A 22,216-nucleotide genomic window follows, 5' to 3' on the forward strand; every position below is an offset into this window, starting at 1 on the left:
CAGAATGCGTATCTACCCGCAGCGCGGGATCTACCTCGAACAACCCACCATCATCGAGATCATCAGGCACACCCCATCATCGCGTGTATCCCGCATTCAGCCAGATACCCCAGACGGCGTGTTACCGACCCAGGCTCCTAGCCGCCGAACTCGTTCGCGTGGTACTTGTGGGTGCCCTCGAGGTCATCGAGGATCGCCGCCTGGGCCTTTTTGGGCAGCGTGTGCAGGATTGCGCGCACCCGGGCCTGGCGCCGCGCGACGGCTTTGCGCTCCGGCATCCCCGGCGTCGCGACGATCTGTGGCGGCACGCCCTCGATTTCTTCGACGCCGCCGGCGTGGTGGCCCGCATCGAGCAGAGCCTGTTCCTCGGCCATCGTCGCCTCGTCCTTTTCCTCCGACATGCCGATCGGCCCGATGCGGCGGCCGTTGAGGAACTGCCGCACCACCGGCTCATCGCTGGTCAGCAGCACCTCGCGCGGGCCGAACATGACCAGCTTGCGGCGGAACAGCATGCCCATGTTGTCCGGCACGGTGCGGGCGATGTTGATGTTGTGCGTCACGATCAGGACGGTGGCGTCGATCTGGGCGTTGATGTCGAGGATCAACTGGCTCAAATACGCGGTACGAACCGGGTCCAGACCCGAGTCGGGCTCGTCGCACAGGATGATCTGCGGGTCCATCACCAGCGCCCGGGCCAGGCTGGCGCGCTTGCGCATACCGCCGGAGATCTCACCGGGGAACTTCTTCTCGTCGCCGCCCAGACCCACCAGACTCAGCTTCTCCATGACGATGTCACGGATCTCGCTTTCCTTCTTCTTGGTGTGCTCGCGCAGCGGGAACGCCGCGTTGTCGAACAGGTTCATCGAGCCGAACAGCGCGCCGTCCTGGAACATCACGCCGAACAGGGTGCGGATCTCGTAGAGTTCCTTGGCCGAGCATTCCAGGATGTCCGTGCCGTCGATCATGATCGAGCCGCGTTCCGGCCGCAGCAGACCGATCAGCGACTTCAGGAACACCGATTTGCCGGTACCCGAGGGCCCCAGCAGCACGCTGACCTCCCCGGCGGGGATATCCAACGACACGTCTTCCCAAATCCTCGAGGGACCGAAGGACTTGGTCAGTCCTCTCACCTCGATAGCGACGCCCATGGGGGATCCTTCCGTCGACGCTGGTGCCCGCCACCTGCCCTTTCTGTGGCATGAGTCACTGTAGCGCACGCTCGCGGGGGCGCATCAGGGATGGACACCGCCGCCGGCAAAAATTGGCCCACCTGAGACCGGAGCGCGCCGTCGCCGCTTGCTGTTATTTGACGCGGGTGTTAGCCGGCCGGCGCCCAGTTACCATGGAAACCCATCGGTACCCGCTGCGGCAGGTGCACGGTCGCCACCGATTCGAGGGTCTGGGCATCCAGCAGCACCAATTGCCCTTCGTCGCGGTCGCGGTGGTAGCCGTAGCCCATCAGGACGCCGTCGTCTTCGGCCCGGTCCCCGGGATTGGGCACGAATGACATCTCGCCGAGCAGAAGGGCGGGATCGAGCGCGGCCGCCACGCTGGATCCGCTCGCATAGTCGTGCTTGTACAGCCCCGGCGCACCGCCGGAGAAAGAAGCGCCGACGGTGTAGCCGAAGCGGTGCCGCCCACCGAGCAGGGTCTCGTTGATGCGGGGGAATTCCTGCGGGCGGTCGTCGCGGCATTCGGTGGTCACCGCGCCGGTGGCCAGGTTGACGGTCCAGCGCTCGAGGATGGGCGGGGCCTCGCCGGGGCCGCGCCGGTCGCGGTCGAACATCCGCGAGTAGCGGACCACGTCGAGCACCAAAACCTCGGCACCGCGCCGCATTTCGGAGTAGGCGTTGAGCGGGTGATAGACGTAGCAGGGTTCGATGTCGAACCAGCGGACGTCCTTGTTGGCGCCCTCGCGGGGCATCACCCCGACGCGCGCCGGGTAGTTCGGGTTCCAGGCGTACGGCATCCGGTCGGAGTGCTTCGGCTCGCGGTTCATCATCGCGTTGATCGGGCCCGGCACCCGGACCCGTCCGATCAGCGACTGCATCACCAGCCGCGCGGGCAGTGACAGCCACCGCGGCATGCTGGCCGGCAGCGCCTGCGCCGCGTCGAACGTCACCGGCAGGTCGTAGATCACCACATATTTGTCGGTCAGCGAGAAGTCGTGCATCATCGGCGACCCGGACACCTCGATGTCGACCGTGCGGCGGGCCCGCCCCCGGGTGTCGATCACCGAATACTGCACGGTGCGCCCGCGGGCGAACGAATAGGACACGGCGTGCAATTCGCCGGTGCGCGGATCGCGGTGCGGATGGGCGGTGTAGCCGCCGGCCAGGGTGCCGTCGAAGTCGCACGTGCCGAGGGTGTCGAGCTCGTCGGTCAGCTCGTAGTTGGCGACGCCACCCTCGACCAGCGCCAGGGTCCGTCCGGCGTGGGTCAGCACGTTGGTGTTGGCGCCCAGCGAAAGCAGGCCCGCGCGCGGGTCGAGCCTGGCCGGCGCCGGTTCGCCGAGGGTGGCGCACACCGACAGGCTGCGCACCCAGCGGTTGCGGTACCAGCGGGCCTTGCCGTCGCGCAGCGCCACGCCGTGCACCATGCCGTCGCCGCTGAACCAGTGGTAGGTGGCCGGGTCGACCTCCTCGGCCGGGTTGGGCCCGTTGCGCAGATAGCGCCCGTCGAGGTGCTCGGGGATGCGCCCGGTGACCTCCAGATCGGTCGCGGTCACCTCGGCGCCCACCGGCGCGAGGAAGCCCTCGAGATAGGGATTCCGGGATCGGGCGGTCTGCACGGAAGTCACTGCTAAACTCCTATAACGTTGATATTTCGCTGTTATGAGGACGCTACGCCGGTGATGGGAAGATGGCAAGGATGACTTCGGAGACGCAACGCAGCGTTCGCGATGAGATGCTGCACGCTGCCGTCCGCCTGCTCGACGAGCGGGGGCCGGACGCGCTGCAGACCCGCAGGGTGGCCGGCGCCGCGGGGACCTCGACGATGGCGGTGTACACCCATTTCGGCGGGATGCGGGGCCTGATCGCCGCCGTCGCCGAGGAGGGCCTGCGGCAGTTCGACGCCGCGCTCACGGTGCCCCAGACGGACGACCCGGTCGCCGACCTGTTCACCATCGGCGCCGCCTACCGGCGTTACGCCATCGAGCGTCCGCACATGTACCGGCTGATGTTCGGCAGCACCAGCGCACACGGCATCAACGCACCCGCGGGCAACGTCCTGACGCTGACGGTCGCCGAGATCGAGCAGAAAATTCCCAGCTTCGCGCACGTGGTCCGCGCGGTGCAGCGCGCCGTGCGGGCGGGGCGAATCACAGTCGCTTCGGCGGCCGACGCAGCGATAGTTGCCACGGCCGCCCAGTTCTGGGCGTTGGTGCACGGGTTCGTGATGCTCGAGTTGGCCGGTTTCTACGGCGAGGACGGCGCGGCCGTGGCGCCGGTACTCGGGGCGATGACGTCGAATTTCCTCGTGGCGCTGGGGGATTCACTCGAGCGCGTAGCACGGTCGCAACGCGCGGCCTTCGGCGCCCGCTGAGCGCACGAAACCCCCGGAGCCCGCTCTGGGCCTCCGGGGGTTTCGCGGAGGGAACTACTTGACGGTGACGGTGGCGCCGGCGGCCTCGAGCTTGGCCTTGGCATCGTCGGCCGCCTCCTTGGTGACCTTCTCCAGCAGCGGCTTGGGCGCGCCGTCGACGAGGTCCTTGGCCTCCTTGAGGCCCAGGCCGGAGACGATCTCCCGGACCACCTTGATCACGCCGATCTTCTTGTCACCGGCGGCCTCGAGGATGACGTCGAATTCCGACTGCTCCTCGGCGGCCTCGGCGGGCGCGCCACCGGCGGCCGGCCCGGCTGCGGCGACGGCGACCGGGGCGGCCGCGGTGACCTCGAAGGTCTCCTCGAACTTCTTGACGAAGTCTGAGAGCTCGAGCAGGGTCATTTCCTTGAACGCGTCGAGCAGGTCGTCGGTAGACATCTTTGCCATTGTGGGTCCTTCCTGGTTTGGGGTTTTGGGGTTATTCGGCTTCGGCCGGGGTTTCCGGAGCCTCAGTGGGTGCTTCCGAAGCTGGTTCCGGGGCCTCGGCGGCGGCCGGCGCCGGGGTCTCCGGGGTCTCTGTGGCCTTCTTCTCCTGCAGCGCGGCCGCGAGCCGGGCCATCTGCGAGGCTGGGGCGGCGAACAGGCCGGCCGCCTTGGCGAGGTTGCCCTTCATCGCACCGGCCAGCTTGGCCAGCAGCACCTCGCGGGACTCCAGGTCCGCGATGCGCTCGACCTCGGCGACCGTCAGCGGGTGGCCATCCATGTAGCCGCCCTTGATGACCAGGGCCTTGTTGTCCTTGGCGAAAGTCTTGATCGCCTTCGCGGCGTCGACCGGCTCGCCGCTGACGAACGCGATGGCCGTCGGGCCGGCGAACAGCTCGTCGAGGCCCTCGATCCCGGCGTCGGCGGCCGCCCGCTTGATCAGCGTGTTCTTGGCCACCGTGTAGGTGGCAGATCCCGCCAGCGACCGGCGCAGCTCGGCCAGGTTGGCCACGGTCAGGCCGCGGTATTCGGTGATCAGGGTGGCCGTCGAGTCCTTGAATTGCTCCGTGATGTCTGCGACGGCGGTGGCCTTGTCAGCCCTGGCCATGCATACCTCCTGTCGGTGAATGTCTTGTGCGATCACCGCGGAACGACGAACGCCCCGGCGCAGGAAGCGGCCGGGGCGTAAAGATGCGCCGGCGCGGGCCGGCGGTGTTGCCTCGTCCTCCTGCGTGGGCCGCCGGGATGTTCCCGGACCTTCAACCGATTGCTCGGTGACCGACGGTCTTCGGTGGATCGCCACCACAATAGCGCGACGCCCCGCGGTCAGCCAAAACGCGCCAGCCGGGCCGCGCCGACCAGGCCGGCCTCGCCGCCCAGCCCGGCCGGCACCACCCGCAGTCCGGCCAGGAAGTCCAGCCGGGCGTACTCGGCCAGTGCGGTGCGCAGCGGGTCGAAGAGCACCGCGCCGGATTTGGCGACGCCACCGCCGACGACCACGAGATCGAGGTCGCACACCGCCCCGACCGACGCGATCATCGCCGCGAGCGCGGTGGCGCCCCTGCGAAACGCCCGCACCGCCAGCGGATACCCGGCCGCCGCCGCGGCAGCCAGGTCCCTCGCGCCGGCGCCCGGCGGCGCCGGCCAGCCGTTGTCCCGCGCCCAGCGCACCAGCGCCGGGCCGGCCGCGACGGTCTCGACGCAGCCGCGGCCCCCGCACGCGCAGGTCCGGCCGTCCTGTTCGACCACGACGTGACCGACGTGACCGGCGTTGCCGGTGCGCCCGGTGTACGGGACGCCGTCGAGCACCAATCCCCCACCCACGCCGGTGGACACCACCATGCCGAGCATGAACCGCGCGCCGCGGCCGGCGCCCAGCCACTGCTCTCCCAGCGCCATGCAGACGCCGTCGCCGCCCAGCCGTACCGGCACGCGCGGAATCATGGCCGCGACGCGGTCGCGCAGCGGAAAGCCGCGCCAGGATCGGATGTTGATCGGGCTGACGCGCCCGCGGGGCAGGTCGATGGGGCCGGCCGAACCGATGCCCACGGCCGTGACTGAACCGTCGGCGACGCGCATCGCGTCGGCGATGGTCGCGGCGACCGCGGCCCAGATCTCCTCGGCGGGGCCGCCGGCGGGGGTGGGCCGGATCGCGGTGTGCACCAGGGCGCCGCCGGGATCGGCCAGGCCGGCGGCAATTTTCGTACCGCCGATGTCCACGCAGAGGGTGAGCCCGGTCATCAGTGGCGATGGGTGTTGTCGGGTTGGCGCGGGTCGCCCGGATGCTCGTAGCCGGGTGCCAGCCGGACCAGCGCGGCCCGGCGCGCGTCCAGCCAGACCCGGAAGGCGCGTCGCCGCGCCGCACCCTGCAGGTGCTCGGCGATCGCCGGGCGTACCTCCGCCAACGGCGGCCCGACCCGCGAGGGGACCCGCCAGCCGTGCGGGCCGGGGCGGGGGGCGGCGAATCGCAGCGGGTTGCGGGCGTGGTAGTCGGCCACGTCGTCGTCGCCGATCCGGACCTCCGCGGTGACGTCGGCGAACAGCGCCCGCGCCCGCGGGTCCGCCAGCGCGGCGGCGGCGACGCTGCCGATCTCCAGCCGGGCGGTCGCGTCGGGCAGCAGCTCGGCCTCGGCCGGCGCGTCCCGCGCGGTCAGGCCGCGCGCGGCCGCCTCGGCGGCGACCACTCGTTCGGTCACGATCAGCTGGGTGAGCCAGCGCCGCAGCTGCCGGCCCTCGGCGGTGCCGCTCGCCGGCAGCGCGGCCGCTGCCCGGCCGCGCCGCAGCCGCGCCTCGGCCGCGTCGACCTCGTCGACGGACACCAGATCCCCGGCAACGGTCGCCACCGGCCGCGCGCTCATGTCACGGCCACCCGCACCGCCGGTGAGTAGACCAGCCGGCCGGCGCAGCCCACCCGGACCAGCGCCCACCAATGGCCGGGGTCCAGCCACGGCGGCGGCGTCACGTCGAAGCCGAGCTCGACCTCGCCGCGGGCCGGTAGCACGGCGCCGAGCGCGGCGGGGCCGATCCACTCCCAGGTGCCCCAGGGGCTGATCAGGTGGGCCTCGAGCGCCAGGTCGGCCCGGGCGTGGGTGCCCACCGTCACGGCCAGCCGGGCCGTCTGGCCCGCCGCGAGTTCGACGTCGGCCGGCCCGTCGGCGAGGTAGAGCAGCGCCGCGTCGTCGCACGCACCGACCTCAACCACGCAGACGTCCTCGACCACCTGGCGCCAGGCCACGGGGACGTCGTTTCCCGTGAGTCTCAGCTGGGCGCGGACCGGGTACAGGCCGGGCTCCGCGTGCGCCGGGATCGACACCACCACGTCGGCCTCGCGGTGATCGCCGGCGCACAGCGTGAACGGCAGCTCGGCCGGTGCGGCCGCCCAGCCGTCGGGACAGACCACCCGCACCGCGCCGTCGTGCGCGGCGTCGCTGCAATCGCTGGCCGCGGTGAGCCGCAACGCCGCCTCGCCGCCCGGCGCGGCCGTCACCCGCCGCGGGTGCAGGTGCGCGACGGCCGGCAACCCGCCGAGCGGCGCGGGTCCGCGGTTGTGCAGCCAGTAGCGCGTGTAAAGCGGCTGCGCGGCCTCGGTGTCCGGCGCCGGCCGCGCGGAACCCTCGGAAACCCCTGCCAGGGCGGGCATTTCGAGACGGGCCAGCACGGTGGCGACCTGATAGCCGTGCAGGTCGATCGACTTCGTGTCGCGGTGCGGCCGTTCCAGCAGGTCGGCGAACCGCAGCCCGCGCACCTTGCCCAGCCCGGAGCCGAGGGCGACGCGGGCGCGGTTCCCGCTGGTTTCCACCAACCGCAGGGCCACCGCGCCCGGGTCGACCGGCCGGGCGCTGCCGGTCGGCAGCGGGTTGCCGGCCGCCTTGAGGGCCGCGAGCTGCACCGCGCCGGCCGGCTCGATGTGCAGGAGCGATCCGGACGGCGGCAGCCCGCCGCGTCGCACGCCGGGGACGACCGCGAGCAGCCGATGCGCGAATTGCGCCGCGCGCGCCGGGATCTCGGCCTTCCGCCAGTCGCCGTGATCACTGACGAGCGCGTAGTCGAAAGCGTGCGTCCAGTGCTGCAGCTGGAAGCCGGATCCGTCGGGGGCGGTGCGGCGCGGATCGTCGATCCAGGTGCCCGACGGCCAGCCGGTGCAGGACCGCATCAGCGCGGTGTGCAGGGTGCCGTCGGTGTCGACGGCGAAGCTCGGCACCCCGCGGTTGAACAGCGCGACGGTGTGGGATTCGAAGCGATCCATGCCCGACGGCGCCCGCTGGGTGACCGTGATCTCGAATTCGGCAAGGTCATCGACCACCGACGCGATCGCCGCGGCCAGACCGTCCTCGGGGGCTCGGGGGTCGCCGTCGATCACCAGGACCGGCAGCGCCCGCGGCGGTCGCAGGTCCGCGCCGGGCACCCACGCGGCCGCCAACGGGCCCTCGGCCGGCACCCAGACCCGGGCCCGGCCCGTCGCCGCCAGCTGGCGCTCGAGCTCGGCGGTGTACTCGGGATCAGCCTGCGCCAGAACGGCTTTGACGAAGGCGTTGCGAGCGGGCCCACCGAGCGCGATCCGGACGTCGGGCAGGTTGGAGTCGACGTCGAGGCACCCGTAGCGCGGCTTGTCGGCCCCGCTGCAGGTGGCCGTGACGCCGGCGCGGACCAGCGCGACCATCAGCTCGCGCGCCAGCGGCCCGGACGCCGCCTCGGCCGGAGTCACCACCTCGGCCACCGACACCGCCCGCGCCGCGTCGTCCGAGCCGCCCACGACTCGGACCCGCACCGCCGAGGACAGCCCGAACCAGCCGTAGGCCGGATTGTCCAGCGTCCACGGGTGCTGCGCGGTATCCACGGAGCGGGCCCCGTCATGCAGCAACGCGAAGCCCCGCCCGACGACGGCGTCGCCGATCTCGCTGACGGGCATGGCGCCGGGCACCGGACACGGCCAGCGCAGCCGCAACAGGCGATCTTGGCCGGTGAATTCGTCGATGGCGGTGCGGCAGTCCAGCCGGGCCACCCCGTGCCACAGGGTCAGGGTCTGGGTGTAGCGCAGCAGCCCGGCGATGCGCCCGTGCACGACCAGCCGCTCGCCGAGGGGGCCGCGGTAGGCCCGCACCCGGGCCGGCGACTCCGACGAGCACACGACCGGGCCCCGGGGCAGCAGGTGCCACGGCCCCTCCCCCTGCTGCGGGTGCGACGGGTATTCCTCGTAGAGAGCGAGCTCGTTGCCCACCCGGCCGGCGGCGATCAGCTGCCGGCCGTCGTGCACCAGGGACGCGACCCCGCCGCCGCGCGCCGGGTCGGCCTGCAGCCGGTAGTGCTCGTTGCCGATAGCCGCGCCCGGCATGGGTTTCCAGCCGCTCGCTGCCGGCCCTTCTGGGGCCGGCACCAGCCGGTAGGCCCGCCAGCCCAGCGACGGCACGTCGCGCGCCAGCCAGCTGACCGAACGCCCGTCGTGCTCGACGTGCGCGGGCAACTCGGTGCCGCCGGGGTCGAGCACCCGAACCCCGGCGCCCGGCGGCCGGTCGAGGCGGGCGGTCACCACGTCGGAGCGCCGGTGCGCCAACGGATTCCACACGGTCACGTCACCACCGACCGCAACCGACAACCGCGCCAGCGAGTTGTCGCGGGCCGCCCGGCCCAGCTCCCACGCGTCGCGCCAGCCGGTCAGCAGGTCCAGGTAGACCTGGTCGGACTCCGAGCCGGTGATGCCGTCGTGGTGCGCCCCGTAGACCAACTGCACCCACGCCTTGGCCAGCGCGGCCTGCGGGTACTCGGCGCCGGTCATCAGGGCGGCGAACACGGCGAAGCGCTCGGCCTCCAGCACGGCGTTCTCGGCGGCGCGGTTGGCCTGTTTGGTGTCGATGTACGAGACGTCCTTGCCGGTGTAGATCGGGTTCATGTCGCGGGTTTGCGGCGACGGCTCACGTCCGCGCTGCGCCAGTTCGGCGCGCACCGCGGCGAAAAACTCCCGCGGCAGCGCGCACACGAAGCGAGGCCAGGTGTAGCGCGCGGCCCAGTCGCGGTGGATCGCGGTCACCCACTTGTTCGGCGGCGTGTAGTCGGTCCCCACGGGCAGCAGCACGTTGCGCGTCAGGGCGACCTTCTTGAGCCGCTCGAACAGCGCACGGGTGGCGTCCTCGGCCTCGGCGAGCGAGGCCGACGAGTCCATGCCCCAGCCCGCCCCGTAGTGCGCGGGCATGTAGTGGGTGAGCAGGCCGCGACCCGACGGCGCGATCCACTCGAACTCGCTGCAGAACTGCATGCGGTCCACCCCGCCCCCCGGGCCCCACTGGTGGTGCGGGCCGCGGGCCCACGAACTCGACGTCAGGCCCGCGTCGGCGGCCAACCCCGGGAATTGCGGGTCGTGGCCGAACACGTCCAGCTGCCACGCGGTGGCAGGGTCGGCGCCCACCACGTGGCGCTGAAAACCGTCGCCGTGCACCATGTTTCGGATGGTTGTTTCCGGGCCGGTGAGGTTGGTGTTGGGCTCGTTGTAGGTGCCGCCCATCACCTCGACGCGGCCCTCGGCCAGGAACCGGCGCAGGTCGGCGCGGTCCTCGGGGTGGGTGTCCCAGTACGGCTTGAGGTAGTCCACCTCGGCCAGCACGAACTTGTATTCGGGCTCGCGGCGGGCCATCTCCAGGTGCGCGTGGACCAGTTCGAAGCCGTTGGTCTGCCGCCCCGGCGGGTCTTCGGTCCACTCGCTGGTATAGGCGCCCTGGGTGTTCCACCAGACCGGGTCGTAGTGGAAGTGACTGACCATGAACATGGTCCACCCGGGCTCGGCCACGGTGAACTCGAATGGCGTGGTGACGCCACCCGCGTGCACCCGCGCCGCCCGTCGCTGACCGACGGCCGGGCCGTCGACGGTGACCGGCACCTCGACGACCCCGGCTGCCGGCTGAGCCGTCGCCTCCCCGCCCAGGCCGTCGCCATCGATGCGGATCCGGGTCGGCTCGACGCAGCCCGCGACGCCTATGCGCGCGAGCTGCAGCGGCGCGTCCGGCGGCCCGACGAAAAGCTCGGTCGAGCCCGCCGAAATCACCTGCATGCCCGCACTTTACGGTGCGGGGGGCCGCGGCGGATGCATCTGTACCTAGGATCTGGTCATGCCCGCCCTCGCCCCGCCCGTCACCGACGAACGCAACGCCCTGCGCGAGTTCATGGCGTTCCACCAGAGTGCGTATTTCGCCGTCTCTTACGGCCTCACCGACGAACAGGCCCGGTCCACGCCCTCGGTCAGCGCGCTGTCGGTCGGCGGGCTCATCAAGCACGCCACCGCGATGCAACGCAACTGGATGGCGCGGGTGGCTGCCGCGCCGGACGCGCCGCCGAAGGACCCCCGGCCGTTCGAGGAGATCGCCAAGGAGTTCGGCGACCAGCACGTGATGCGCCCCGACGAGACCCTGGCCGGGCTGCTGGGGGCCTTCGAAGCCCAGAACGCCGAAACGCTGCGCCTGGCCGAAACCGCCGACCTCGACGCCCCGGTGCCCGTTCCGCAGGACATCCCCTGGTTCCCCAAGAACCAGAAGGCCTGGTCGGTGCGCTGGGTGATCCTGCACGTCATCAACGAGCTGGCCCGCCACGCCGGGCACGCCGATATCATCCGGGAGACCATCGACGGCGCCACCATGTACGAGTTGATCGCCGGGCTGGAGAACTGGGAGATCGAGGGATGGGTGCAGCCCTGGAAGAAATAGGGCAGATCCGCAGCGGCGTCGCGCGCCGCGAGACTCCGCACGGCACCGTCGAGCTGTTCTACGAGGACCTCGGCGACCCGGCCGCCCCGCCCGCGCTGCTCATCATGGGGCTGGGCGCCCAGCTGCCCATGTGGCCCGACGGGTTCTGCGCGCAACTCGTCGACGCCGGTTACCGCGTCATCCGGTTCGACCACCGCGACACCGGGCTGTCGGCCAAGATGCACGGGTTGCGGGCGCAAGGCCCGGTGTACCGGCGGGTCGGCCGCTACCTGCTGGGCAGGCCCAGCCGCGTGCCCTACACCCTGGTCGACATGACCGGGGACGTGGTGGCGTTGCTCGATCAGCTGGACATCGGCCGGGCGCACGTGGTGGGCGCATCGCTGGGCGGCATGATCGCCCAGATCCTGGCCGCCAGCGAGCCGCACCGGGTGGCGTCGCTGAGTGTGATCATGTCGACCACCGGCAAGCCGTTCTCCGCATTGCCGGCCTGGCGCGTCATCAAGCTGGCGTTCGATCCGCCGGCCAAGGACGCCTCCGCCGAGGAGAAACTGGCCTTCGAGGTGCGCAACGTCGCGGTGTTCAACGGACCGAACTTCCTGCCGCCCGACGCCGACCTGCGGGCGCGGGTGCGGCAGCTCGCGGACCGCTGCAGCTACCCGCCGGGGATGCTGCGCCAATTCGACGCTGTGCTGGGCACCGGCAGCCTGCTCGGCTACAGCAGGGCGATCACCGCCCCGACCGTGGTGCTGCACGGTTCGGCGGACCCGATGGTGCGTCCGCGCAACGGGCGCGCGGTCGCCGCGGCCATCCCCGGCGCGCGCTTCGTCTTGGTGGACGGGATGGGACACGATCTTCCGAGACCGGTCTGGCGGCCGATCATCGAGACCCTCACCGAGCACTTCGCGCTCGCCGACACCTGGTGAGCGCGCTCACAGCAATTGGGACTTGACACCCACGATTTGGCACACTGCTGAGATGACTACTACCAAACACCGCGAGGTGGCCAAGCTCGATCGGGTGCCCTTGCCGGTCGAAGCGGCCCGGGTAGCAGCCACCGGTTGGCAGGTCACCCGCACCGCTGCCCGGGTCGTCGCCAAGCTGCCCGGCAGGGGGCCGTGGCAGCAGAAAGTGATCAAGCAGCTCCCGAACACGTTCGTCGACCTCGGGCCGACGTACGTGAAGTTCGGGCAGATCATCGCGTCCAGCCCCGGCGCGTTCGGCGAGTCGCTGTCCCGCGAATTCCGCGGCCTGCTCGACCGGGTGCCGCCCGCCGACCCGAAAGAGGTGCACAAGCTCCTCACCGAGGAGCTCGGCGGTGACCCCGCCGACCTGTTCGCCAAGTGGGACGAAACGCCATTCGCGTCGGCGTCCATCGCGCAGGTGCACTACGCGACCCTGCACAGCGGCGAGGAGGTCGTCGTCAAGATCCAGCGCCCGGGCATCCGGCGCCGGGTCGCGGCCGACTTGCAGATCCTCAAGCGGTTCGCCCAGGCCGTCGAGCTGGCCAAGCTGGGCCGCCGCCTGTCGGCGCAGGACGTGGTCGCCGACTTCTCCGACAACCTGGCCGAGGAGCTGAACTTCCGCCTCGAGGCCCAGTCGATGGACGCGTGGGTCTCGCACCTGCACGCCTCACCGCTGGGCAAGAACATCCGGGTGCCACAGGTGCACTGGGACTTCACCACGGAGCGGGTGCTGACCATGGAGCGGGTGCACGGCATCCGCATCGATGACGTCAAGGCCATCCGCCAGGCCGGCTTCGACGGCACTGAGCTGGTCAAGGCGCTGCTGTTCTCGCTTTTCGAGGGCGGGCTGCGGCACGGGCTGTTCCACGGCGACCTGCACGCCGGCAACCTCTACGTCGACGACGCGGGCCGCATCGTGTTCTTCGACTTCGGCATCATGGGCCGCATCGACCCCCGCACCCGCTGGCTGCTGCGCGAGCTGGTGTACGCCCTGCTGGTGAAGAAGGACCACGCCTCGGCCGGCAAGATCGTGGTGCTGATGGGCGCCGTCGGCACCATGAGGCCCGAGGCCGAGGCCGCCAAGGACCTGGAAAAGTTCGCCACCCCGCTGACCATGCAGACGCTGGGCGACATGTCCTACGCCGACATCGGGCGGCAGCTGTCCGCGCTGGCCGACGCCTACGACGTCAAGCTGCCCCGGGAACTGGTGCTGATCGGCAAGCAGTTCCTCTACGTCGAGCGGTACATGAAACTGCTGGCACCGAAGTGGCAGATGATGTCCGACCCACAGCTGACGGGTTACTTCGCCAACTTCATGGTCGAGGTCAGCCGCGAGCATCAGACCGACGTGGAGGTCTAGGGGCGCCCCGATGGAAATCCGCAACGGCCACGCGATTTCGGGCGACCTGAAGCTGTATTACGAGGACATGGGCGACGTCGACCATCCGCCCGTCCTGCTGATCATGGGGCTGGGCGCCCAGCTCCTGCTGTGGCGGACCGCGTTCTGCGAGAAACTCGTCGCCCAGGGCCTGCGTGTCATCCGGTACGACAATCGCGACGTCGGCCTGTCCAGCAAGACGCCGAGGGCGGGCGCCGGCCAGCCGCTGGTCCCCCGGCTGCTGCGGTTCTGGCTCGGGCTGCGCGGCGAGGCGGCTTACGCGCTGGAGGACCTGGCCGACGACGCCGCCGCCGTGCTCGATCACCTGGGTATCGAACGCGCCCACATCGTCGGGGCGTCGATGGGCGGCATGATCGCGCAGGTCTTCGCGGGGCGTTTCGCCGAGCGGACCAGGAGCCTGGCGGTCATCTTCTCCAGCAACAACCGCCCGTTCCTGCCGCCGCCGGCGCCGCGCGCCCTGCTCGCGGTCCTCAAAGGCCCGCCGCCGGGCTCCCCCCGCGAGGTGATCGTGGACAACGCCGTGCGCGTCACCAAGATCACCGGCAGCCCGCGCTACCGGGCGCCCGAGGAGCAGGTCCGCGCCGAGGCAATCGAGGGTTACGAACGCAGCTACTATCCCTGGGGCGTCGCCCGGCACTTCAGCGCGATCATGGCGAGCGGCAACCTGCTCGGCTACAACAGGCGGACGGTCGCGCCGACCGTGGTCCTGCACGGCCGGGCCGATAAACTGATGCGTCCCTCGGGCGGACGCGCGGTTGCACGCGCCATCGATGGCGCTCGACTATTCTTATTCGACGGCATGGGCCACGACCTGCCTCAGCAATTGTGGGATCGGTTGATCAGCGTGCTGACTAGCAACTTCGCCGGGGCCGGCTGAGGCGAGCGTCGGACGGCTTTTGGAGTGCCCCGGTGAATTTCACGGAAGCTCTTACCGCGTTGTACGGTTGGCGTTGGGAGGATGTCTAACAATGGCCGAGCTGAAACCCTACTACGAGGACTCGCAAGCGGCGTACGACATTTCGGACGACTTCTTCGGCCTCTTCCTCGACCCCACCTGGGTCTACACCTGCGCCTACTTCGAGCGCGACGACATGACGCTGGAAGAGGCGCAACTCGCCAAATTGGATTTGGCGCTGGACAAGCTGAAGCTGCAGCCCGGCATGACGCTGCTCGACGTCGGGTGCGGCTGGGGCGGTGCGCTGGTGCGCGCCGTCGAGAAGTACGACGTGAACGTGATCGGACTTACCCTGAGCCGCAACCACTATGAGCGCAGCAAGGCCAGGCTGGCCGCGATCCCCACCACCCGGCACGCCGAGGCTCGGCTGCAGGGGTGGGAAGAGTTCGAGGAGAAGGTCGACCGGATCGTCTCCTTCGAGGCGTTCGATGCTTTCCACAAAGAGCGCTATCGGCCGTTCTTCGACCGTTCCTACGAGATCCTCCCGGACGACGGCCGGATGTTGTTGCACAGCCTGTTCACTTACGACCGGCGGTGGTTTCACCAGCAGGGCATCGCTCTGACGATGAGTGACATCCGGTTCCTCAAATTCCTGCGCGACTCCATCTTTCCGGGCGGCGAATGCCCGTCCGAACCCGACATCGTCGACAACGCCCAGGCGGCCGGGTTTTCGATCGAGCAAACGCAGGTGCTGCAGGAGCACTACTCACGCACCCTGGACACGTGGGCAAGCAACCTGGAGGCCAACCGGGACCGCGCCATCGCGGTGCAGTCCGAGGAAACCTACAACAACTTCATGCACTACCTGACCGGGTGCGCCGAGCGCTTCCGCAGGGGGCTGATCAACGTCGCCCAATTCACGATGACGAAGTGAACCGCCCGGCGTGGCCGCGAAGGACCTGACACCCCACTTCGACGACGTGCAGGCGCACTACGACCTGTCCGACGACTTCTTCCGGCTGTTCCTGGACCCCACCCAGACGTACAGTTGCGCCTACTTCGAGCGCGACGACATGACGCTGGAAGAGGCGCAGCTCGCCAAGATCGACCTGGCGCTGGGCAAGCTCGGACTGCGGCCCGGCATGACGCTGCTCGACGTCGGCTGCGGCTGGGGCGCCACCATGCGCCGCGCCATCGAGAGATACGACGTCAACGTCGTCGGTTTGACCTTGTCGAAGAACCAGGCGGCCCACGTGCAAAAGTCGTTCGACGACATGGAGAACCCGCACACCAAGCGGGTGTTGCTGGCCGGCTGGGAACAGTTCGAAGAACCCGTCGACCGCATCGTGTCGATCGGGGCGTTCGAGCACTTCGGTCATGAGCGCTACGACGACTTCTTCGCGATGGCCCACAACGTTCTGCCCGCCGACGGGGTGATGCTGCTGCACACGATCACTGGGCTGACGGGACCGCAGTGCGTCGAGCGCGGCATACCGCTGACGTTCGAGATGGCCCGCTTCATCAAGTTCATCGTCACCGAGATCTTCCCGGGCGGGCGGCTGCCGTCGATCGAGATGGTGGGCGAGCGCTCGGCCAAAGCCGGGTTCACGTTGACCCGCCGGCAGTCGCTGCAGCCGCACTACGCGAGGACGCTCGACCTGTGGGCGCTGGCCCTGCGGGAGCACCGGGACGAGGCCATCGCCATCCAATCCGACGAGGTCTACGAGCGGTACATCAAGTACCTGACCGGCTGCGCCAACGCGTTCCGAACCGGCTATATCGACGTGAACCAGTTCACTCTGGAGAAAGCAGGGGGTAATGCATATCACACTTGGATAGGGGCCGGTCGAGAAATCCAGGGGCCGCACTAGTTCAAACGCGGGGAATGGGTCTCGCCCCGTGTAGGGTGCCGGGGGATGGCATCGAGCCAAGGTGCCGGTCCAGTCGGGAGGACATCATGTTCGAGAATCGAGTGGGGGCCACGCTTAAGCGGTCGAACCTCGACAATGTCCAGGCACACTACGACCTCTCGAACGAATTCTTCGCGCTGTTCGTTGACCCGACCCGCACCTACAGCTGCGCGTACTTCCCGCGCGAGGGCATGACGTTGCACGAGGCCCAGCTCGCCAAGCTCGACCTGTCGCTCGACAAGCTGGGGCTGCAGCCGGGGATGACCTTGCTCGACGTGGGCTGCGGGTGGGGGTCGGTGATGAAGCGCGCCGTCGAGCGCTACGACGTCAACGTCGTCGGGCTGACCCTGTCGAAGAATCAGCACGCCTACTGCCAGCAGGTGCTCGACGGGATCGATAGCAACCGCTCGCGACGGGTGCTGCTACGCGACTGGGCCGAGTTCGACGAGCCTGTGGACCGCATCGTCGTCATCGAGGCGTTGGAGCATTTCGGTTTTCACCGCTACGACGATTTCTTCAAATTCGCCTACAGCGCCATGCCCGACGACGGCGTCATGATGCTGCACTCGATCACCGGGCTGCACGTCAAGCAGGTGATGGAGCGCGGCCTCCCGTTGACGATGGAGATGGCGAAGTTCATGAGGTTCATCGTCACCGACATCTTCCCGGGCGGGCGGCTGCCGACGGTCGAGACCGTCGAGGAGCACTCCGCGAAGGCCGGTTTCAGGGTGACCCGCCGCCAGTCGTTGCAACTGGACTTCGCCAAGACGCTGGACTTCTGGGCCGACGCCCTCGAGGCGCGCAGGGACGAGGCCATCGCGATCCAGTCCGAAGAGGTCTACGAGATGTACATGAAGTACCTGACGGGGTGCGCCAAAGTGTTCCGCACGGGTTACGTCGACTGCAACCAGTTCACGTTGGAGAAGTGAACTTCGGTATCGTTGCACGTCAGATATCTCGATGACGCGCGTGCCTACGTAGAGGCAGTGAACTCCCAGGAGAACAAGACAGAAAATGCCTGATCAATCGACTGGCCCGACGAAGACGCGGACGCGCTTCGAAGACATTCAGGCGCACTACGACGTCTCCGACGATTTCTTCGCGCTGTTCCAGGACCCGACCCGCATCTACAGCTGTGCGTACTTCGAGCCGCCGGACATCACGCTCGAACAGGCCCAGTACGCCAAGATCGACCTGAACCTGGACAAGCTCGACCTCAAGCCGGGGATGACCCTGCTCGACATCGGCTGCGGCTGGGGCACCACGATGAAGCGCGCCGTCGAACGGTTCGACGTCAACGTCATCGGCCTGACGTTGTCCAAGAATCAGCATGCGCGCTGCGAGAAGGTGCTCGGCGAGCTCGACACGACCCGCTCGCGCCAGGTTCGCCTGCACGGCTGGGAGGATTTCAACGAGCCCGTCGACCGGATCGTGTCGATCGAGGCCTTCGAGCACTTCGGGCACGAGAACTACGACGACTTCTTCAAGCGGTGCTTCGACATCATGCCCCAGGACGGTCGCATGACCGTCCAGAGCAGCGTCAGCTACCACCCCTTCGAGATGGCCGCGCGCGGCAAGAAGCTGACCTTCGAGACGGCGCGCTTCATCAAGTTCATCGTCACCGAGATCTTCCCGGGCGGGCGGCTGCCGTCCACCGAGATGATGGTCGAGCACGGCCAGAAGGCGGGTTTCACGGTGCCCGAACCGCTTTCGCTGCGGCCGCATTACATCAAGACGCTGCGCATCTGGGGCGACACGCTGGAGTCCAACAAGGACAAGGCCATCGAGGTCACCTCCCAAGAGGTCTACGAGCGGTACATGAAGTACCTGCGCGGCTGCGAGCACTACTTCACCGACGAGATGCTCGACTGCAGTCTGGTGGCCTACCTCAAGCCGGGCGCCGCGGTCTGAGCGCTGCCCGCTGTCGGATCGGGGCTGCGCCGTTCGTCGAGTAGGTAGAGAGTGGAACACAGGGTTTCGCTCACAACCGGAGGTGACGAACATGCAGTACTTCGCGCTGTTGATCAGCCAGGAGCAAGACCGCACACCCGACGACGCCGCCGCCGCGATGGCGGCATGGGAGAACTTCCACGCCAAGGCCGGCTCCGCGATCAAATCCGGGGATGCGCTGGCTCCCGCCGCCGCCGCGGTGGTCATCAGCGGCGGCCCGGACGCGCCGACGGTCACCGACGGGCCCTTCGCCGAGACCGCCGAGGTGGCCTGCGGCTACTACGTGTTCGAAGCGGAAAACCTCGACGAGGCGCTGGCACTCGCGCGCGACGTCCCGCTCGCCCAGTGGGGCGCGGTGGAGGTGTGGCCCGCCGTCCACTCGGTCGAGCTGTCCCGCAAGCTCACCGGCAACGACTGGCTGGCGCTGCTGCTGGAACCGGCCGAATCCGCGCACACACCCGGCACACCGGAGTGGGAGGCAGTGGCGGCGAAGCACGCTGATCTCCACGCGGCCGCGGGCGATCACATCATCGGCGGCGCCGCGTTGCACGACCGGTCCACGGCGACGACTGTGCGGGTGCGCAACGGCGAGGTCCTGACCACCGACGGGCCGTATGTGGAGGGCGCCGAAATCGCCACGGGGATCTACCTACTCAGCGCCGCCGACCGCGACGAGGCCGTCAAGATCGCATCGATGATCCCCGCCTCGACGGTGCAGGTGCGGCAACTGGCTGGAGTCTCGGCCCTGTAGCGCATGACCAACCTGGACGGCGTCTTCCGTAGGGAATGGGGACCCGCCGTCGCCGCGCTGGCGCGGTGGTCGGGCGACCTCACCATCGCGGAGGACGCCGTCCAGGAAGCCTGCGCCGAGGCGCTGCGCGCCTGGCCGCGCGACGGGGTGCCGGACAGTCCCGGCGGCTGGCTGGTGACCGTGGCCCGCAACCGCGCCCGCGATCGGCTGCGCCGCGAATCGGTGCGTCCCGGGAAGGAGTTGGCGGCCGTGATGGACGAGGTCCTGGCGCGCACCGACGGCACCGACCCGCATCCGGTTCGCGACGACGAGCTGCGGATGATCTTCACGTGCGCGCACCCGGCGCTCGACCGCCCGTCGCAACTGGCGCTCACGCTGCGGTTGGTGTCGGGGTTGACCGTCGGCGAGATCGCCCGCGCGCTGCTGCAGAGCGAAGCGGCCATCGGCCAGCGAATCACGCGCGCCAAGAACAAGGTCCGGCACGCGAACATCCCGCTGCGGGTGCCGCCCGCGGAGCTGCTCCCCGAGCGCACGCCGCACGTGCTCAGTTGCATCTACTCGGTGTTCACCGAGGGGTATTGGTCGACGGCGGGCCCGTCGGCGATCCGGGACGAGCTGTGCGACGAGGGGGTCCGGCTGGCCGGGGAGTTGTGCGCGCTGATGCCGCGCGAGCGCGAGGCGCACGCGCTGGCCGCCCTGGTGCTGCTGCACGATTCCCGACGGGCGACCCGGGTCGACTCAGCCGGAGCCCTGGTGCCCCTCGACGAGCAGGACCGTCGCCGATGGGACCGCGGCCGCATCGCCCGCGGGCTGGACCGGCTGCGCCAGGCCGAGGGATCGACGGGCCCGTATCTGCCGCAGGCGGTGATCGCCGCGCTGCACGCGACGGCGCCGTCCTGGGAGCAGACGGACTGGGTCACCATCTGCGCGGCCTACGACCGGCTGGTGGCGATCACGGACTCCCCGATCGTGCGCGCCAACCGCGCGCTGGCGGTCGGGTTCCGCGACGGACCCGACGCCGGACTGGCCGCCCTCGACGCGGTCGCGCACGACCCGCGGCTGGCCCGGTCGAACCTCGTGGCGACGGTGCGCGCCGACCTGCTCCGGCGCGCCGGGCGGCCCGCGGAAGCCGCGCGGTGGTACCGAACGGCGTTGGAGGCCAACGGCTCCGAGCCCGGCCGCGACTTCTTGCGGCGGCGCATCGCCGAGTGCGGCGGGTAATCCGCCAGCAGTGTTCGCCGGGCCCGGCCCGGCCACCAGACGCAAAAGCCCCCGACACGCCGACAAAAAGGGGCCTTGGTGTCTGTTCGCGCAGTGAAGATCAGGCCTCGGCGAAGTTGCGGGTGACGGCCGGGTCCACCGGAATGCCGGGGCCCGTGGTCGTCGACACGGTGATCTTCTTCAGGTAGCGACCCTTCGACGACGACGGCTTGAGCCGCAGCACCTCGTCGATGGCGGCGCCGTAGTTCTCCGCCAGGCTCTTCTCGTCGAACGACGCCTTGCCGATGACGAAGTGCAGGTTGGCCTGCTTGTCCACCCGGAAGTTGATCTTGCCGCCCTTGATGTCGGACACGGCCTTGGCGACGTCGGGGGTGACGGTGCCCGTCTTCGGGTTCGGCATCAGGCCGCGCGGGCCCAGGATGCGGGCGATGCGACCGACCTTGGCCATCTGGTCGGGGGTGGCGATCGCCGCATCGAAGTCCAGGAACCCGCCCTGGATCTTCTCGATCAGGTCGTCGCTGCCGACGATGTCCGCGCCGGCGGCCTGCGCCTGCTCGGCCTTGTCGCCCACGGCGAACACCGCGACCCGCGCCGTCTTACCGGTGCCGTGCGGCAGGTTGACCGTGCCGCGGACCATCTGGTCGGCCTTGCGCGGGTCGACGCCGAGCCGGATCGCCACCTCGACGGTCGCGTCCTGCTTGGCCGACGACGTCTCCTTGGCGAGCTTGGCCGCCTGCAGCGGGGTATACAGGTTGCTGCGGTCCACCTTCTCGGCGGCCGCGCGGAATGCCTTGCTGTTCTTGCTCACTGATCCATCCAATCCGATGTTGGGTCGTGGTTGTCGGCGGGCCGAAGCTGGCCCTCCCACGTGCGTTTCCTACTCGACGGTGATTCCCATCGACCGGGCGGTGCCGGCGATGATCTTGGCGGCGGCGTCGATGTCGTTGGCGTTGAGGTCGGCCTTCTTCGTCTCGGCGATCTCGCGGACCTGATCCCAGCTGACCTTCGCGACCTTGGTCTTGTTTGGCTCCGCGGAACCCTTGCCGACGCCGGCCGCCTTGAGCAGCAGCTTGGCGGCCGGCGGTGTCTTGAGCGCGAAGGTGAAGCTGCGGTCCTCGTAGACCGTGATCTCCACCGGGATCACGTTGCCGCGCTGGTTCTCCGTGGCGGCGTTGTACGCCTTGCAGAACTCCATGATGTTCACGCCGTGCTGGCCGAGTGCGGGCCCGACCGGCGGGGCGGGGTTGGCCTGCCCGGCCTGAATCTGGAGCTTGATCAGCCCAACGACTTTCTTCTTCGGGGCCATGAGATGTTGCGGTTCCTTCCGTGCGGTCGGACTTCTGTTAATTGTGGTGACCCGCTGCGCCCGGCTTCGCCGCGCTTGCGGTCACCACTTCTGTTAATTGTGGTGACCCGCTGCGCCCGGCTTCGCCGCGCTTGCGGTCACCACTAGATCTTCGAGACTTGGCTAAAGGTCAGCTCGACGGGGGTTTCGCGGCCGAAGATCGACACCAGCACCTTGAGCTTCTGCTGCTCGGCGTTGACCTCGTTGATGGTGGCGGGCAGCGTGGCGAACGGTCCGTCCATCACCGTCACCGACTCGCCGACCTCGAAATCAACCTCGACGGGGACGCGTTCCATTCCGCCGGTCTCGCTCGCGGCGGCGCCGGTCGCGGCCTTGGCGGTCTTCTTGCCCGCGGCCTGCGGCAGCAGGAACTTCACCACATCGTCGAGGGACAGCGCCGACGGGCGAGACGTCGCACCGACGAACCCGGTCACCCCCGGGGTGTTACGCACCGCGGACCACGAGTCATCGGTCAGATCCATGCGCACCAGGATGTAGCCGGGCAGCACCTTGCGGTTGACCTGCTTGCGCTGCCCGTTCTTGATCTCGGTGACCTCTTCGGTCGGC

The 22,216-nt window shown here is 69.4% G+C and carries 21 protein-coding genes; 11 read left to right on the plus strand and 10 right to left on the minus strand.

Annotated features, from left to right (window positions below):
* Nucleotides 1-137: 137 nt before the first annotated feature.
* Nucleotides 138-1,148, minus strand: coding sequence for an ABC transporter ATP-binding protein (locus VMD50_RS14420; protein ID WP_325428423.1), 1,011 nt, complete (start codon nt 1,146-1,148; stop codon nt 138-140).
* A 170-nt stretch (nt 1,149-1,318) separates the two neighbouring features.
* Nucleotides 1,319-2,800, minus strand: a complete 1,482-nt coding sequence (locus tag VMD50_RS14425; protein WP_325428424.1) for a carotenoid oxygenase family protein — start codon at nt 2,798-2,800, stop codon at nt 1,319-1,321.
* 71 nt (nt 2,801-2,871) lie between these two features.
* On the opposite strand from VMD50_RS14425, the gene VMD50_RS14430 reads away from it, so the two are divergent.
* Entirely contained in the window at nt 2,872-3,546 is a 675-nt protein-coding gene (locus tag VMD50_RS14430; protein WP_325428425.1) for a TetR/AcrR family transcriptional regulator, read from the plus strand.
* 54 nt (nt 3,547-3,600) lie between these two features.
* Here VMD50_RS14430 and rplL read toward each other — a convergent pair whose 3' ends face one another.
* From rplL to VMD50_RS14455, 5 genes are all read right to left on the minus strand, one after another.
* Complete coding sequence (gene rplL, locus VMD50_RS14435; protein ID WP_325428426.1) at nt 3,601-3,993, minus strand: 50S ribosomal protein L7/L12; 393 nt, start codon at nt 3,991-3,993, stop codon at nt 3,601-3,603.
* Nucleotides 3,994-4,024: 31 nt separating this feature from the next.
* Nucleotides 4,025-4,636 (minus strand): 50S ribosomal protein L10, encoded by a 612-nt coding sequence (rplJ, locus tag VMD50_RS14440; RefSeq protein WP_325428427.1) that lies wholly within the window; start codon nt 4,634-4,636, stop codon nt 4,025-4,027.
* A 218-nt stretch (nt 4,637-4,854) separates the two neighbouring features.
* Nucleotides 4,855-5,769, minus strand: a complete 915-nt coding sequence (locus VMD50_RS14445; protein ID WP_325428428.1) for an ROK family protein — start codon at nt 5,767-5,769, stop codon at nt 4,855-4,857.
* Nucleotides 5,769-6,386, minus strand: coding sequence for a DUF7158 domain-containing protein (locus tag VMD50_RS14450; RefSeq protein WP_325428429.1), 618 nt, complete (start codon nt 6,384-6,386; stop codon nt 5,769-5,771). Before VMD50_RS14450 ends, VMD50_RS14445 begins: the two co-directional genes overlap by 1 nt.
* Nucleotides 6,383-10,567: a glycoside hydrolase family 38 N-terminal domain-containing protein gene (locus VMD50_RS14455; RefSeq protein WP_325428430.1), complete on the minus strand. Its 4,185-nt coding sequence runs from the start codon at nt 10,565-10,567 to the stop codon at nt 6,383-6,385. Before VMD50_RS14455 ends, VMD50_RS14450 begins: the two co-directional genes overlap by 4 nt.
* A gap of 58 nt (nt 10,568-10,625) precedes the next feature.
* Here VMD50_RS14455 and VMD50_RS14460 point away from each other — a divergent pair, with 58 nt between their 5' ends.
* From VMD50_RS14460 to VMD50_RS14505, 10 genes are all read left to right on the plus strand, one after another.
* Nucleotides 10,626-11,216 (plus strand): DinB family protein, encoded by a 591-nt coding sequence (locus VMD50_RS14460; RefSeq protein WP_325428431.1) that lies wholly within the window; start codon nt 10,626-10,628, stop codon nt 11,214-11,216.
* The gene (locus VMD50_RS14465) at nt 11,192-12,139 is read left to right on the plus strand and encodes an alpha/beta fold hydrolase (RefSeq protein ID WP_325428432.1); all 948 of its coding nucleotides are present in this window, start codon (nt 11,192-11,194) and stop codon (nt 12,137-12,139) included. The genes VMD50_RS14460 and VMD50_RS14465 overlap by 25 nt, the downstream gene beginning before the upstream one ends.
* 52 nt (nt 12,140-12,191) lie before the next feature.
* The gene (locus VMD50_RS14470) at nt 12,192-13,538 is read left to right on the plus strand and encodes an ABC1 kinase family protein (protein ID WP_325428433.1); all 1,347 of its coding nucleotides are present in this window, start codon (nt 12,192-12,194) and stop codon (nt 13,536-13,538) included.
* A gap of 10 nt (nt 13,539-13,548) precedes the next feature.
* Nucleotides 13,549-14,454: an alpha/beta fold hydrolase gene (locus tag VMD50_RS14475; protein WP_325428434.1), complete on the plus strand. Its 906-nt coding sequence runs from the start codon at nt 13,549-13,551 to the stop codon at nt 14,452-14,454.
* Between the two features lie 91 nt (nt 14,455-14,545).
* Nucleotides 14,546-15,406, plus strand: coding sequence for a mycolic acid methyltransferase MmaA1 (gene mmaA1 / locus VMD50_RS14480; RefSeq protein WP_325428435.1), 861 nt, complete (start codon nt 14,546-14,548; stop codon nt 15,404-15,406).
* A gap of 10 nt (nt 15,407-15,416) precedes the next feature.
* A complete protein-coding gene (gene mmaA2 / locus VMD50_RS14485) occupies nt 15,417-16,343 on the plus strand; it encodes a cyclopropane mycolic acid synthase MmaA2 (RefSeq protein WP_325428436.1) in 927 nt (308 codons plus the stop codon).
* An 86-nt stretch (nt 16,344-16,429) separates the two neighbouring features.
* Nucleotides 16,430-17,311 (plus strand): methoxy mycolic acid synthase MmaA3, encoded by an 882-nt coding sequence (gene mmaA3, locus VMD50_RS14490; protein ID WP_325428437.1) that lies wholly within the window; start codon nt 16,430-16,432, stop codon nt 17,309-17,311.
* 85 nt (nt 17,312-17,396) lie between these two features.
* A complete protein-coding gene (gene mmaA4, locus VMD50_RS14495) occupies nt 17,397-18,293 on the plus strand; it encodes a hydroxymycolate synthase MmaA4 (protein WP_325428438.1) in 897 nt (298 codons plus the stop codon).
* Nucleotides 18,294-18,384: 91 nt separating this feature from the next.
* Entirely contained in the window at nt 18,385-19,083 is a 699-nt protein-coding gene (locus VMD50_RS14500) for a YciI family protein (RefSeq protein ID WP_325428439.1), read from the plus strand.
* Nucleotides 19,084-19,086: 3 nt separating this feature from the next.
* The gene (locus VMD50_RS14505; RefSeq protein WP_325428440.1) at nt 19,087-20,304 is read left to right on the plus strand and encodes an RNA polymerase sigma factor; all 1,218 of its coding nucleotides are present in this window, start codon (nt 19,087-19,089) and stop codon (nt 20,302-20,304) included.
* A gap of 100 nt (nt 20,305-20,404) precedes the next feature.
* Here the strand turns inward: VMD50_RS14505 and rplA are convergent, their stop codons facing one another.
* The 3 genes from rplA to nusG all read right to left on the minus strand — a co-directional run.
* Complete coding sequence (gene rplA / locus VMD50_RS14510) at nt 20,405-21,112, minus strand: 50S ribosomal protein L1 (RefSeq protein ID WP_325428441.1); 708 nt, start codon at nt 21,110-21,112, stop codon at nt 20,405-20,407.
* Nucleotides 21,113-21,181: 69 nt separating this feature from the next.
* Nucleotides 21,182-21,610 carry a 50S ribosomal protein L11 gene (gene rplK, locus VMD50_RS14515; protein ID WP_325428442.1) on the minus strand — a complete coding sequence of 143 codons (429 nt, stop codon included), beginning with the start codon at nt 21,608-21,610 and terminating at the stop codon, nt 21,182-21,184.
* A 143-nt stretch (nt 21,611-21,753) separates the two neighbouring features.
* Nucleotides 21,754-22,216, minus strand: a 463-nt coding sequence (gene nusG / locus VMD50_RS14520) for a transcription termination/antitermination protein NusG (RefSeq protein ID WP_325428443.1), incomplete at its 5' end; no start/stop codon positions are given.

This window comes from Mycobacterium sp. (genome assembly GCF_035506235.1).
Lineage (GTDB): Bacteria > Actinomycetota > Actinomycetes > Mycobacteriales > Mycobacteriaceae > Mycobacterium.

What these genes read in the sequence shown, in the direction of transcription:
- VMD50_RS14420 (WP_325428423.1), bottom strand. Translation starts at nt 1,148, where the DNA reads ATGGGCGTCGCTATCGAGGTGAGAGGACTGACCAAGTCCTTCGGTCCC.
- VMD50_RS14430 (WP_325428425.1), top strand. Translation starts at nt 2,872, where the DNA reads ATGACTTCGGAGACGCAACGCAGCGTTCGCGATGAGATGCTGCACGCT.
- rplL (WP_325428426.1), bottom strand. Translation starts at nt 3,993, where the DNA reads ATGGCAAAGATGTCTACCGACGACCTGCTCGACGCGTTCAAGGAAATG.
- rplJ (WP_325428427.1), bottom strand. Translation starts at nt 4,636, where the DNA reads ATGGCCAGGGCTGACAAGGCCACCGCCGTCGCAGACATCACGGAGCAA.
- VMD50_RS14445 (WP_325428428.1), bottom strand. Translation starts at nt 5,769, where the DNA reads ATGACCGGGCTCACCCTCTGCGTGGACATCGGCGGTACGAAAATTGCC.
- VMD50_RS14450 (WP_325428429.1), bottom strand. Translation starts at nt 6,386, where the DNA reads ATGAGCGCGCGGCCGGTGGCGACCGTTGCCGGGGATCTGGTGTCCGTC.
- VMD50_RS14455 (WP_325428430.1), bottom strand. Translation starts at nt 10,567, where the DNA reads ATGCAGGTGATTTCGGCGGGCTCGACCGAGCTTTTCGTCGGGCCGCCG.
- VMD50_RS14460 (WP_325428431.1), top strand. Translation starts at nt 10,626, where the DNA reads ATGCCCGCCCTCGCCCCGCCCGTCACCGACGAACGCAACGCCCTGCGC.
- VMD50_RS14465 (WP_325428432.1), top strand. Translation starts at nt 11,192, where the DNA reads ATGGGTGCAGCCCTGGAAGAAATAGGGCAGATCCGCAGCGGCGTCGCG.
- VMD50_RS14470 (WP_325428433.1), top strand. Translation starts at nt 12,192, where the DNA reads ATGACTACTACCAAACACCGCGAGGTGGCCAAGCTCGATCGGGTGCCC.
- VMD50_RS14475 (WP_325428434.1), top strand. Translation starts at nt 13,549, where the DNA reads ATGGAAATCCGCAACGGCCACGCGATTTCGGGCGACCTGAAGCTGTAT.
- mmaA1 (WP_325428435.1), top strand. Translation starts at nt 14,546, where the DNA reads ATGGCCGAGCTGAAACCCTACTACGAGGACTCGCAAGCGGCGTACGAC.
- mmaA3 (WP_325428437.1), top strand. Translation starts at nt 16,430, where the DNA reads ATGTTCGAGAATCGAGTGGGGGCCACGCTTAAGCGGTCGAACCTCGAC.
- mmaA4 (WP_325428438.1), top strand. Translation starts at nt 17,397, where the DNA reads ATGCCTGATCAATCGACTGGCCCGACGAAGACGCGGACGCGCTTCGAA.
- VMD50_RS14500 (WP_325428439.1), top strand. Translation starts at nt 18,385, where the DNA reads ATGCAGTACTTCGCGCTGTTGATCAGCCAGGAGCAAGACCGCACACCC.
- VMD50_RS14505 (WP_325428440.1), top strand. Translation starts at nt 19,087, where the DNA reads ATGACCAACCTGGACGGCGTCTTCCGTAGGGAATGGGGACCCGCCGTC.
- rplK (WP_325428442.1), bottom strand. Translation starts at nt 21,610, where the DNA reads ATGGCCCCGAAGAAGAAAGTCGTTGGGCTGATCAAGCTCCAGATTCAG.